At 63.4% G+C, this 12875-nt stretch carries 12 protein-coding genes; 4 read left to right on the top strand and 8 right to left on the bottom strand.

The genetic code is table 11. The annotated features are described in order from the left end of the window. Nucleotides 1-7 precede the first annotated feature (7 nt). Nucleotides 8-1000 (bottom strand): LysR family transcriptional regulator, encoded by a 993-nt coding sequence (locus tag P0D73_RS10415; RefSeq protein ID WP_408431252.1) that lies wholly within the window; start codon nucleotides 998-1000, stop codon nucleotides 8-10. Then, nucleotides 997-2421, bottom strand: a complete 1425-nt coding sequence (locus tag P0D73_RS10420; protein WP_408431254.1) for an MFS transporter — start codon at nucleotides 2419-2421, stop codon at nucleotides 997-999. The genes P0D73_RS10415 and P0D73_RS10420 overlap by 4 nt, the downstream gene beginning before the upstream one ends. 65 nt (nucleotides 2422-2486) lie before the next feature. Here P0D73_RS10420 and P0D73_RS10425 point away from each other — a divergent pair, with 65 nt between their 5' ends. The 4 genes from P0D73_RS10425 to P0D73_RS10440 all read left to right on the top strand — a co-directional run bounded on the left by P0D73_RS10425 (nucleotide 2487) and on the right by P0D73_RS10440 (nucleotide 6727). Next, nucleotides 2487-3173, top strand: a complete 687-nt coding sequence (locus tag P0D73_RS10425) for a helix-turn-helix transcriptional regulator (RefSeq protein ID WP_408431256.1) — start codon at nucleotides 2487-2489, stop codon at nucleotides 3171-3173. 211 nt (nucleotides 3174-3384) lie between these two features. Then, nucleotides 3385-5568 (top strand): NHL repeat-containing protein, encoded by a 2184-nt coding sequence (locus P0D73_RS10430; protein ID WP_408431258.1) that lies wholly within the window; start codon nucleotides 3385-3387, stop codon nucleotides 5566-5568. Nucleotides 5569-5678: 110 nt separating this feature from the next. Next, complete coding sequence (locus tag P0D73_RS10435) at nucleotides 5679-5936, top strand: hypothetical protein (protein ID WP_132383474.1); 258 nt, start codon at nucleotides 5679-5681, stop codon at nucleotides 5934-5936. Between the two features lie 191 nt (nucleotides 5937-6127). After that, entirely contained in the window at nucleotides 6128-6727 is a 600-nt protein-coding gene (locus P0D73_RS10440) for a LysE family translocator (RefSeq protein ID WP_408431260.1), read from the top strand. Between the two features lie 20 nt (nucleotides 6728-6747). Here P0D73_RS10440 and P0D73_RS10445 read toward each other — a convergent pair whose 3' ends face one another. From P0D73_RS10445 to P0D73_RS10470, 6 genes are all read right to left on the bottom strand, one after another. Beyond that, a complete protein-coding gene (locus P0D73_RS10445; protein WP_408431262.1) occupies nucleotides 6748-7983 on the bottom strand; it encodes a winged helix-turn-helix domain-containing protein in 1236 nt (411 codons plus the stop codon). Nucleotides 7984-8080: 97 nt separating this feature from the next. Further along, nucleotides 8081-8359, bottom strand: a complete 279-nt coding sequence (locus tag P0D73_RS10450; protein ID WP_132383480.1) for a hypothetical protein — start codon at nucleotides 8357-8359, stop codon at nucleotides 8081-8083. 141 nt (nucleotides 8360-8500) lie between these two features. Next, nucleotides 8501-10231 carry an FAD-dependent oxidoreductase gene (locus tag P0D73_RS10455; protein ID WP_408431264.1) on the bottom strand — a complete coding sequence of 577 codons (1731 nt, stop codon included), beginning with the start codon at nucleotides 10229-10231 and terminating at the stop codon, nucleotides 8501-8503. A gap of 90 nt (nucleotides 10232-10321) precedes the next feature. Continuing rightward, nucleotides 10322-11314, bottom strand: coding sequence for a DedA family protein/thiosulfate sulfurtransferase GlpE (locus tag P0D73_RS10460; protein ID WP_408431266.1), 993 nt, complete (start codon nucleotides 11312-11314; stop codon nucleotides 10322-10324). A gap of 341 nt (nucleotides 11315-11655) precedes the next feature. Then, nucleotides 11656-11907: a hypothetical protein gene (locus tag P0D73_RS10465; protein ID WP_007178686.1), complete on the bottom strand. Its 252-nt coding sequence runs from the start codon at nucleotides 11905-11907 to the stop codon at nucleotides 11656-11658. A gap of 319 nt (nucleotides 11908-12226) precedes the next feature. Continuing rightward, on the bottom strand, nucleotides 12227-12799 hold the full coding sequence (locus tag P0D73_RS10470) for a DinB family protein (RefSeq protein WP_408431268.1): 573 nt from the start codon (nucleotides 12797-12799) through the stop codon (nucleotides 12227-12229). Nucleotides 12800-12875 lie beyond the last annotated feature (76 nt).

Raw genomic sequence — 12875 nt, forward strand, 5'->3', positions numbered from 1 at the left:
GGGGTAGTCAACAAAACGGCGTGAGCGCGGCGTCGCGAGTCGAATCGAGCACCGGCCACGGCGATGAATCGGCCGGCGGCGCGGTGGCCGTTCTCACCATGCCGGGCGCGCTTTCGAATATCTCGACGAGCCAGTCGACGAAAGCGCGCACGCGTGGCGAAATCTGGCGGCTCTTCACATACGTCACCGAAACGGGCACCGGCGCGGGCCTGCACTTCGGCAACACTTCGAACAACTTTCCCGACGCAAGGTACGGCGCGGCAACCGCGCGCCCAGGCTGAATCAAGCCGAGGCCTTCGAGTCCGCAGGCGAGGTAAGTGTGTTCGTCGTTCACCTGGATGAAGCTGTCCAGCTTCACCTTGCTCGCTCGCGCCGCCACGCTGAAGTCGAAGTCCATGCGGCGGCCGGTTTGCGTCGACAGCCAGTGCACGGCGACGTGATCCGAGAGATCGTCGAGATGGCGCGGCTCGCCGAATCGTGCGAGATACGCAGGGCTCGCGCAGGTCACGCGTTCGATCGAACCGAGCCGGCGCGCGAGCAGGCGTGAGTCCGGCAACTCGCCTAACTCGATGCTGCAATCCACACTCTCCCCAACCAGATCGAGCGAGCGATGATGCACGCCGAGCGCCAGTTCCACATGCGGATGCTGCGCATGAAACGAGGCCAATGCAGGTACCACGATCGACGCCGCAATCATGCCCGGCATGGCCACGCGCAAGCGGCCGCGCAAATTTTCAGGCTGGTTGAAAAGACCCGATTCGACTTCTTCGATCGCCGCGAGAATCTGCGCGCAGCGTTCGTAATAAGCGGCGCCTTCGGCGGTCAGCGTGACTTTGCGCGTCGTGCGCACCAACAGTTGCACACCGAGCAGCGACTCGAGCGCCTGCACGGTGGTCGTCGCGGTGGCACGCGGCACTTCGAGCGATTCCGCGGCGCGCGTGAAGCTGCTCGTATCGACGATGCGTACGAAAATCCGCATGGCCTGCACGCGATCTATCACGATGCTTCTCCGGTTGAGCGCGGCTGCTGGCGTATCAATCCTGCCGCGAGCAACGGCGCGATCGCAAAGATCTCGAACAGCCATGCGGCGGTCTGTTGCGCGCCGCGCTGCGCGGGCAGCGTGGTGAGACCCGCGCCGTTCGCGACGAGGCCGGCGAGCGCCGACCCGAGCGCCATCGCGAAGAGTTGAATGGTGGTGATAGAGAGCGATGCGAGGTTCTCCTCGCCGGATTGCGCGGCGGTGAACACACGTGTCAGCAGATGCGGCCAGCCGATTCCGACACCCAGTCCGACGCTGACGAGCGCCGCGCACAGTGTCAGCGTTCCGCCTGCGCTGTCGAACAGGTCGGCTTGCGGCATCAGCCACGCGAGCGCGGCGAGACCGAGCGCTTCGACAATCGGCCCTGCGCGGCTCAAGCGTTGCGCGGCGACGGCGGAACGTCCGGCGCTGAACACCGATCCGCACGACCAGCCGGCCGCCATCAACGCGGTCAGATAGCCGGCCGCGAGCGGCGAGCGGCCATGAATCGTCTGCAAGAAATACGGCACGAAGATTTCACTGGTCACGCCGATGCCGAGCAGGCTCATGCACGCATAAATACCGCCGATGCGCGTGCGAATCGAATATGACCCGCTCGGCAACAAGCGCGTACGCGTGCTGTCGCGTTCGAGTCTTGCAAGCAGGCAGACGAAGCCGAGGCCAACTGCGACGCCGATGGCGTTCCATACAATGTTCTCGCTCAAGGCGGCAAGCGAAATCACCAGAACAGATGCGCTGAGCAGCACGACCTTGAGCAACGGAACGGGCGCCGCCGCGCCGGTCGCGTGCTTGCCGTCCACCTCGCGATGCACGATCACGGCGAGCAGCAAGATGGCCGGCAGCAAGACCCAGAACGCGAGCCGCCAGTCGCCGAGTTCCGCGAAGACGCCGCCGAGCGCGGGCCCGCACAACGTGGCGACGCCCCACATGCCCGACACCAGTCCCATCGCGCGAGGCCACAGGCGCTCTTCGAACACGACGCGAATCAGCGCATAGCTGAGTGCGAGCAGTATGCCGCCGCCGAGACCTTGCAGCGTGCGCCCGGCCAGCATCCACGGCATGGACGGTGCGCTCGCGCAGACGACAGTGCCCAATGCGAATACGGCGAGCGCGCTGAAGTACGCGGCGCGCGCGCCGAGCACCGCAAGCAGACGCACCGACAACACCGAACCCAGAATCGACGCGACCACGAATAGCGTGGTGTTCCATGCGTACAGTTCCAGTCCGCCGATCTCGTGCACGACCGAGGGCAGGATCGTTGTCGCGACATAGACGTTGGTGGCGTGCAGCGCGACGCCGCCGGCCAGCCCCAACGCCCGCCAGCCGTTGCTGCCACTGAGAAGATCGCTCCATGCGGGCGCATTCGATTGCAGATTTTTCATGTCGTGGACAGCCGTGCAAGGCTGGCTTATTATCCAAGTATTGGCTTGGATAATAATGGCGCTCAATGAGATATGCAAACGAAAGCTTGGAAAATTCACCGGGCGTCGCGTCCGCTGCGACGATAGCCGCGCCGGTGGATCGCATCCTGAATCTGTTGAAGGTGCAGGGGCCGTTGTCGACGGCGCCGATCGCGAGTGAACTCGGCATTACCGTCGAGGCGGCGCGCCAGCAGATCCAGAAACTGTTGAGCGGCGGATTGATAGAAGGACGTCAGGCTTCGCAAGCGGGACCTGGGCGGCCGAGTCAAAGCTGGGCTTTGACGGAAGCGGGCAACGCGCGTTTTCCCGACACACATCCGCAATTGACGGTGCAACTGCTCGGGTCGATACGTCAGCTATTCGGCGAAGCGGGACTCGACAAGTTGATCGACCAGCGCGCCGTTGAAACGCGCGCGAATTATCTGGCGGCGCTCAAGCCGGTCAAAGGCCTCAAGGCACGGCTCGCGAAGCTGGCGGAGATTCGCAGCGCCGAGGGTTACATGGCGGAGTTGCACAAAGACGGACGCGACTGGCTGCTGCTAGAAAACCATTGCCCGATTTGCGCGGCGGCGCGAACCTGCCAGGGATTTTGCCGCACCGAGTTGCAACTCTTCGCGGAGATTGTCGGCGAAGACGGTTCGATTGAACGCGAGGAGCATGTGCTGGCAGGCGCGCGTCGGTGCGCTTATCGCATCCGCGTAAATAGCAAATAGCACCGCATTTGTGCGCAGGCTTATGCGCTTCGGATTGTTTGGACAATTCAACATTTAATGCGAATTTTTTATCAATATATTTCTGATTTTTCTATGCGAGGATAAAACGCCAACATTTACGCGTGCGCGATTGCCCTTCGTCCGCACGCCCGCGGATGTGCGCCGGAAACGCCAGCTGTTCGCGCTTCGCACCTTGCAAGGAAATACCGTCGTGACATTGTTCTCTCGCCTAGGCGTGGCCGTTGTTATCTTACACAGTCTTATCCCGCTGAATGCGTCCGCGCAATCGCAACTCAATTACACCAATTCATGGATCGGTAATAGCTTTGGTTTCGGCGACGGCAAATGGATGCAGCAGGATATCCAGGCCATCAGCGTCGGCGCCGACGGCACCGTTTACACCAACGCGCCGTGGGACGAAAGCGGCAGTGAAATCGCCGCCTACCGCGCGGGCGACAAGATCGCCGTCGCCGGTTCGACGCATGGCTGGGGCGCGGCCGGTGGCGACGCGGTCGCGGTCAATCACACGTACCTGTATGCGGCGATGTCGATCGGCAACGAGAGCAACGCCCTGGTCGGCGCGGACTATCCGGCAGCCAACCTGACCTGGTACGGCATCACGCGCCGCACGCTCGCCAATCTGGCGACTGGCGCGCCGTTCAGCGGCGGTATTGGCAATAGCGCCAATGCGACGAAGAACAGTTTTCTGCCGCTCGATACGGTAGCGACCGGCAACGACGCGAGCATTCGCGGCATGGCCGCCACCGACAGCGAACTGTATGTGGCCGACACCTACGCCAACCGGATCGTCGTGTTCGACGCGAATTCGATGCAGCGCTTGCGCTCGTGGAACGTGACATCGCCGGGGCGCGTTGCGGTGGATACCGATTCGACGCTGTGGGTGATGAGCGGTGTCTCTTCTGGAAGCCTAACGATTCAGCACTATGCAGCTAACGGCACCGCGCTTGCCGGTACATTGACGCTACCGGCGGGCGCGGTGCCGGCTGATATCGCGGTCACGCCGGCGGGTCAAATCCTCGTCGCGGACAACGGTCCGTCGCAACAGATTCTTGTCTTCAACAAAGACGCTAACGGTCAACCGCAAGCCGCCGCGGCGATCGGCACGCGCAACGGCATCTTTCACGCGGTCAAGGGCGTGCCCGGCAATTGGCGTTTCAACGGCATGACGGGCATCGGCGTCGATCCCGCGGGCAATCTGTACGTCGCGCAGAACGGCGAAGGGCCGCGACCGGTCGGATCGGCATCGGTTGGACAAGGCGCGGTGCTCGAAAGCTATGTGTACAGTTCGCACGCCCTCAATTGGCGCTTGTACGGCCTCACGTTCGTCGATAGCGCCGCGTTCGATCCCGCCACGCCCAATTCGGTCTACACAGGCTCGAAGCGCTTCACGCTCGATTACAGCCAACCTGTCGGCCACGAATGGTCGTACGCGGGTTTCACGCTCGATCGTTTCGACTATCCGGACGACCCCACTTTTCACGAGCCGCGCGGCGTGCGTGGCGAGCCGATGGTGCGTCGAATCAACGGCCAGCCGTTTCTCTACACGCTCGATCCGGGCGCGCATTATCTGAACGTGTATCGCTTCGATGCCGCGCACGGTGAAATGGCGATTCCGTCGGGCCTGCTCGCGCAAAATCCGCTGCCGGGCACATGGCCCGCGGCGCAGCCCACGTATGGCGAATGGCTATGGCGCGACAGCAATGGCAACGGCAGCGTCGACGCCAGCGAGATCAGCAGCAATCCGTCCACCGGCAGCACCGTCGGCAACGGCTTCTGGTGGGTCGACACGCCGGGCAATGTCTGGCTCGCCACGCCGTTGAGCGGCATCCGCGAAATGCCGCTGCAAGGCCTCGATTCCGCGGGCAATCCGATCTACACGTACGCCAGCTCGAAGATGTTCGCGATGCCGCAGCCATTCACGCGGATAGCGCGGATCGTTTATATCGCGGCGACCGACACCATGTACATCTCCGGCTTCACCAGCGCGATTCCATGGGATGCGACGCATTGGAAAGAGGCCGGCCCGGTGCTCGCGCGCTATGACAATTGGAGTTCCGGCACGCCGACGCAGCAGTACACGATTTCGCTGCCCTGGAACACACAAAGCAATCCGCAAACGACGACCGTGGGCGTCGCGGTGGCGGGCAATTACATCTTCGTGGCCGAGCTGTACACGCAGAAGGTGGATGTGTACGACGCGCGCACCGGCCAGGCCGTCGGCTATATGACGCCGGGCGCGAGCGTCGGCAACACGAGCGGCTGGGTGGACGTGTATCTTGGCATCAGCGCGGCGCAACGCGACAATGGCGAGTACGTCGTCCTGCTCGAAGACGACGCCCGCGCAAAAATTCTGATGTATCGATGGACGCCTTAACGCGGATCGCGTTCGCCCCGTTCACGAATGGACGGCAACGCACGATCGGTATATAACAACATGAAAGGATGGCTTGTTCACCGCTGCATCAACAGGAGCGAAGTTTCATCATGACGCAAGACGTAACGCCTAAGCCACCCACGGGCGACCGGCCCGATCTGGAAAACCTCGACGCAGCGCTCAGTCACGTGGATCAGCAGGTATCGTCGGGCAGCATTGCATCCGGCGCCGCGAAGGGCATCCTGTATAGCCTGATCGAAACGCTCGGCACGTTTGTCGGCGATCCCGATCTGCCGGAGCATGCACGTTCGGGTTACGAAGGGCTGCTGGAAGCCGCTCGCGAGCTGCGCGCGAGGCTGGATCACTAAAGGCGATGGCGCGTTGCCGGTCGGCGGCGCGATTCGCATCGGCATGCATGCCGATGTCGAACGGCCGTTGCTCCTGTTCGGTGTGACGGCATAACGCGGCTGCGATTCATCATCGCATTCGGCCGCTGCATTTCGGCGCCGCCGCTGTCTATGATAAAAAGGCGCACTGTCTCCAACATTGCGCCTTTTTTATGCTCTCTGCGTCTGCTATCGCGCTGCTGGCCGTCGGCATTGTCGTCGTGCTGATCACGCCCGGCCCCACCAATACACTGCTTGCCGCGGCCGGCTTGCGCCAGGGTGTGCGGCGCTCACTGCCGCTGATCGCCGCCGAACTAGGCGGCTATCTCGTCTCGATCTCCGTGTGGGGGCATTTCCTCGTCCAGGCGGCGCATGCGCTGCCCTGGCTGCCCTCGGTGTTGCGCGTGGCGGCCGGCTTGTACATCGCCTATCTCGCCGTCGACATGTGGCGCGCGGCAGTCGCCTTGCCCGACTCGGTGCAGCGGGCGAGCGGCATGCGCACGTTGTTCGTGGCGACGCTGCTCAATCCAAAAGGCTTGCTGTTCGCCGGCACGATCTTTCCGGCTGTCGCTTTCGCGCACCTGCCGGCCTACGCCTTTTCGATGCTGATGTTCGCGTGCCTGCTGGTGCCGATCGCGCTCGCGTGGATCGCGTTCGGTGCGGCGCTCGGCAGCGGCAGGCTCACCTGGCTCAATCCGGTGAAGATGCAGCGCGGCGCTTCGATTGTGCTCGGTGTGTTTTCCTTGTCGCTTGCGTGGGCAGCGCTGCATTGAGTGCGGCGCTGATCGGGCGTTCAGGCGGCCACGCTGTCGCCCAAGGCGTCGTCGACCATTAACGCGTCGAGCCATTCCGGCGGCGCGGACGTGATTTGTAGTTGCGGCGTGCCGTGCCAATCCGCGCAGCGTTGCAACGCGCGGCGCAGATCGCCGGCGAGACGGGCGCTCAGACGCACGCCCGGTTCGATGTGCAGCGACTTCAGTTCGAACACGCCTTGGGTCCGGTGCGCTTTCGCATCCACGCGGCCGACCAGACGCCCACGGCTCAGCAGCGGCAATACGAAGTAACCATATTTGCGCTTCGCCGCTGGCGTATAGCATTCGATCGCGTAGTCGAAGTCGAACAGCGCCGCCGCGCGCTTGCGATCCCACACCACCGGATCGAACGGCGACAACACGGTAGTGACCGTCGACGAGAGCTTGCCGCTCGCGGCATCGTCGAGTATCGCGGCGAAGTCTCGATGCACGAACGTGTCCTGCTTCCAGCCTTCCACCTGCACCGGAATCAGTTCGCCCTGGTCGGCGAGCGCATGCAGTTCGTCGCGGTACGGGCGTCGTGGCAGCCGGTAGTAGTCGGCGACCCAATCGGCGCGCGCGACACCGAGCGCACGGCAGGTGCGGCGTAACACGGCTTCGGTCACGGTGTGCGCGGGCGGCAGATCGCGCGCGTCGTCCCAATCCGGCAGCACGCGCTCGGTCAGATCGTAGACGCGGTGAAAATTGCGCCGCTCGGCCACCATCAATTGACCGATCGCGAACAGCACTTCCAGATGGCGTTTCTCCGGCTTCCAGTCCCACCAGCCGTTTCCCTTGCCCGCCTCGCGGGCGAAATCCGCGGAGCGCACGGGACCACTCGCGCGAATGTGCGCGAGCAGCTTCTCAATGTCCTTGCGATATTTCTTGTGCCACTCGGCCGCGTATTTCCAGCCCATGCCGCTCGGATCGAGCATGCGATGGCGCAGCAGGCCGTAATCTTCGATCGGCACGAAACAGGCTTCATGCGACCAGTACTCGAACAGCTTGCCTTCGGCGAGATGCTCGTCGAGCCATTGCTGCGGATAGGCGCCGAGCCGGCTGAACAACACGAGATAGGGGCTGCGCGCGACGACGTGAATCGTGTCGATCTGCAATTGCGCCATGCGGCGGATCGTGTCGAGCACGTCGGCCTTGACGGCTTTGCGGCGCGGCGGCGTCAGCAAACCTTGCGCGGCCAGATGCAGGGTACGGGCGGCGGAAAGCGAAAGAGTCTTCACGCGGGCGTCGATCAGTGAGTGACTGCGATGGGGGCGGACACAAGGCCCGGCCTAGATTAGCAGCCGCTACTGTAGCGTGAAGCGCCCAAACTTGCCTTTACCACCCGCGGCCGTGATGCCGATCCCAGCCGCGATGACGGCCATGATCGTGGTGCCAGTGACGGTGGCCGCCGCGATAGTAGTCGTCCCGGTAGCCGTAACCGTAGACCGGTTGGGGCGCATACACGACGGGCGGTGGCGCATAGACCGGCGGCGCTGCGTACACCGGGCCTGGTGTGTTGACGAACACGCCGACGTCCACCCGCGCCGAGGCGGCAGTCGATGCGCAGGCGGCGGCAAGGCCGAAGGCGGCGAAAACGATCGCGCGTTGGAACATGCTTGCCTCCTGTCGAATGGCTGACGACAATATTACGAGACAGAAAGGCAAGCAGGTGCAACCAGTTGAAGGTGTGTGTAACAGCAGGTTACCCGCCGGCGGTTGCAAGGCCGGCGGGCATTTTCAAACCATCGAAATCATTCAGGCGCCCAGCGGGACCGCTTCTCCCGCCGATACCGCAAGCAATTGATGGATCTGCGCGACCACGGCGGCGCCTTCGCCGACGGCCGCCGCGACCCGTTTGGTCGAGCCGGCGCGGGCGTCGCCGATCGCGTACACACCCTCGACCGTGGTCGCGAGATCGCAGGCCGAGGCGCCGTCGGCACTGGTGCCGGTCAGCACGAAGCCTTTCTCGTCGAGTTCCACGCCGCAGGTACGCAGCCAGTCGGTATTCGGGTCCGCACCGGTGAAAAGGAACAGATGGCGCGTGTCGAAATGATCGGTGCCGTCGGGCAACGGTTTTTTCAGGGCGACCGACGACAAACCGCTTTCGTCCGCATCCAGCCGGCCGATCTCCGAGTTCGGATGCACGAACACATTCGGCAGCGAGCGGATCCGGTCGATCAGGTAGCGCGACATGGTGGCCTCAAAACCGCTGCGCCGGATCAGTACGTGGACCTTGGCCGCATGCGTCGCCAGATAGACGATCGCCTGGCCGGCCGAATTGCCACCGCCCACGAGTACGACTTCCTGGCGTTTGCACAGCTTGGCTTCGACCGGCGACGCCCAGTAGTAGACGCCGCGTCCCTCGAAGCGGTCGAGCCCTTCGAGCGCCGGGCGCCGGTAGACCGCACCGCTCGCGATCACAATGGCGCGCGCCGTGATATGCCCGCCGCACTTCAGTTCCAGCCGATGCGGCCGCTCCGCGCAATGCAGCGCCTTCACGTTGACCGGAATCGCGACGTGCGCGCCGAATTTCTGCGCCTGCACGAACGCGCGGCCCGCCAGCGCCTGACCGGAGATGCCGGTCGGAAAGCCGAGGTAGTTCTCGATCCGCGAACTCGCGCCGGCCTGGCCGCCTGGCGCGCGGCTGTCGAGCACGATCACCGACAGGCCTTCGGAGGCCGCGTACACCGCGGTGGCGAGCCCAGCCGGGCCGGCGCCGACAATCGCGACGTCGTACACATGCGCATCGTCGAGATCGGGCAGCAAGCCGAGGCACGTGGCGAGTTCCGGCATGCTCGGGTGACGCAGCACCGAGCCGTCCGGGCAGATCACCAGCGGCATGTCTTCTTTTTGCGCGGCGAATTGCTCGATCAGACGCAACGCGTCTTCGTCGCGTTCGTCGATCACGGAATGCGGATGGCCGTTGCGCGACAGGAAGCCTTGCAGCATGACGAGCCGGGCGTCGCTGCTGTTGCCGATCAGGATCGGCCCGCCCGCGCCCTTTTCGATCAGCGACACGCGCCGCAGAATCAGCGCGCGCATGATGCGCTCGCCGAGTTCCGCTTCCGCGACGATCAGCGCGCGCAGCCGGTCCGGCGGAATCAGCAAGGCTTCCACCGAACCGAGCGCCATGCCGTTGACCAGCGCGGGTCGTCCCGACAATTGACCGACTTCGGCCAGGAAATGCCCGGCGCCATGTTCGTTGATCAGCACTTCGCGTCCAATGCCGTCGCGTTGATAGACCTTCACGCGCCCTTCGAGCACTACGAACATGCCGGGACCGGTGAGACCGGTCTCGAACAACAGCTCACCGGCTTTCCAGTGGCCAATCTCGCCGAACTTGCGCAGACGACCGATTTCCGCGCAGGTGAGCGCGGGGAACATCTGATGCATGCGCGTCGAGAGTGACGAAAACGGCGCGTCGGCGACGACGTCCTGCTGTTGCCCTACTGTTTGTTGCACTTCAGCTTCTTGAGTCGAAAGCATTGAACCGCTCCTTCGGTGTTCATTGATGGATCGAACGAGAGGCGAAGCGGCGCGGCGCCCGAAGGCGCGAATCCAGGTGCGCTGCTTGCGCTATACGGCCTTCGGCGCGACGTCGTCGACCGCCACGTCGGGCGGCGGCATGTTGGGCAGCGAGTCCACCGGCTTGCCCGAGTCGCGCCAGGCTTCCATGCCGCCGCGCAGCGGCAGCACATCGGAGAAGCCGGCTTCGTTCAATTGCTTGGCCATCCATGCCGCGGAAATCTCATTCGGGCAGGAACAGTAGATCACCAACTTCTGATCGTGCGGATAGGTCGCGACGATCTCGTCGAGCTGCCGCTCGTCGGCGAATTGCGAGCCCGGAATGATGAACGGATCGAGCTTGCGCTTCTCATGCGAACGGATGTCGAACAGCACCGGCGTTTTGCCCGCCTTCACGAGCGAGGCCAGTTCGTCGACTTCGATGCGCGCGGACGCGAGCTTCGAAATCAGCTGGCGCCGGCGCACCCAGCGATACGCGGCATACGCCAGCAGCAGGCCGACGGCGACCAGCGCGGCCGTTCGGCCAAGGCGTCCGGCCATGGCGAACAGCATGTCGATCTGCCTCGCGAACAGCGCGCCGATGATCAGGCCGGTGCCGGACCACAATGCGGCGCCGATGCTGTCGTAGGTGAGGAACGTGCGGTAGCGCGTGCCCATGGCGCCCGCCATCGGGATCGATACGATCGACAGTCCCGGCACGAACTTGGCGACGGCCAGCACGCGCACGCCCCAGCGACCGAAAAAGCGTTCGGTCTTTTTTACGCAGGTGTCACGCGAGAGCGACAGGCGGCAAATCGTTTTCAGCGTATTGCCGCCGTACATACGGCCAGCGAAATACCACGCGCTGTCGCCGATCAGCGTGGCGAATATCGACAGGATGAGCACCGGCGCCAGCTGCGTGCCCACGGAACCGGGATGCATGGCCGCCATCGCCCCGAACAGCACGAGCGACGGCATCGCCGGAACCGGCAGCCCGATCGAGGCGGCGAGCACGTTCACGAAGACGAGCGCCGGCCCATATTGCTCGACGAGATCATGTAGCATCGGCTTACATCCGCAGCCCTTTCGGGCGCGGCGCAGGTAGGAAATGCAAAGGAGAATGCAAGGATTATGGACGCATTTTCAAGACGTGCAAACGCCCTGAAAAGAAGCCCTTTACTTGGGTGTGGAATGCGCAATCTCAAGCACACTCAACCACTTGAATGACGCATTAGCAGCGCGACTTGAACAAAACAAGAAAGGCGTGAATGTCGTGCGGTGTTGCTAAAGCGGAAATAATGCCCGATGGAAGCCCGTAGACGCCCGCTCAGCAAGCAATTAGAGAACGGTGATGCTAAAGCGTCACGCGGCATTCACACTGAAAGTGCAATGCCGCGTGACGGATTTCATTGACGATGATTGTGCTGTTCGCCGGGCAATTCCGCGCCGTGCGCGCGAATCGCGGCAATCAGTTCGGCTGGCGTGATTTCGTAGCGCACTTCGCGGTGAATGCCTGGCTTGCGCTCATCGACTTCGATCAAAAGAATGCCTTTGCCGTCTTCTGTCGATTCGAGGCGCAGCGAGCGAAGTTCGCGCGCCGTTGCGTCGTCGTATTCGGTGAGCAGGGCCATTGACCCGGAAGACCCGGTAGTGCGCATCGAAGTTGTCCTCGTTCCGTTGTTGATCGAACCATTGTACGGGCAGGATGGTGCGGCGTCTGTCTCGCCACCGTTACGCTTCACCTGGTTGCCGGCGCAGTTGCCTGCGTGCCGCACGCCGCCAAGCGCGTTGACTGGCGCGGCCCGCCGGGCAGCGCGTGTCGTCACGTCCCGCCGTGACAACCAGTTTAACGCGACTCTCGGCAACGACGGATGCATTTTTCGTGCCCCGTGACGGTGCGATTCTTCTCCCTGACTGTCACGCTGTTGACGCGCGCTCGGGTTAAGGGAAATGGGCCGGGCGCGGCGTACTTCGCGGCTAGCGCATTTTGTCCAGATCGCTGAGTTCGGCAACGCGCAGCGGTGCGTCGGCGGCGAGGAAAAACTCGTCGAGCTGCGGCGGGGCGGCCGCTGTGCCGCTCAACATCGCGTGAACTTGCCCGCGATGATGGATCTGATGGACGAACACATGCGGCAGCACGCTGCCGATCTTCTCGCGTTGCACCCCGACCGGCGGACCGCGGTCGATCTGGACTTCGCGTTGCAGATCATCGTCGGTAAGCGATTCGCAGAAGGCGAGCAGTTGCTGATCGCTCCGCGTTTGTGCATCCCACAGGTCGGCTGCGCGCGGATAGGGCAATTCGTTATCGAAAACGGTGAGGCCTGCGCCGCCGCCGATCAGCGCATCGAAGTAGTAGCGGTCCACCAGAAGGATGTGATTCAACGTGAGCTGTAACGATGGGAAGAAGCTCACCCTGCGCTCGGCGAACGCTTCGTCGGTCAAGGTGAGGCAGGCGCGGTAGAGACGCAGGTTCGACCACGCGTTGTTGCGCGCCATGGCGGTGAGGTGGGAAGACAGCGGATTGACGCGTGGCGAGTCGGAAGGGGTCACGTCGGCCTCCGGTAGCGGGAATCGGCATGAGGGTGCGCTTGCGCGTCGCCGTGATCGCACGCGTGGCGCGAGAATG

It is taken from the genome of Paraburkholderia sp. RL18-101-BIB-B (assembly GCF_046026985.1).
Lineage (GTDB): Bacteria > Pseudomonadota > Gammaproteobacteria > Burkholderiales > Burkholderiaceae > Paraburkholderia.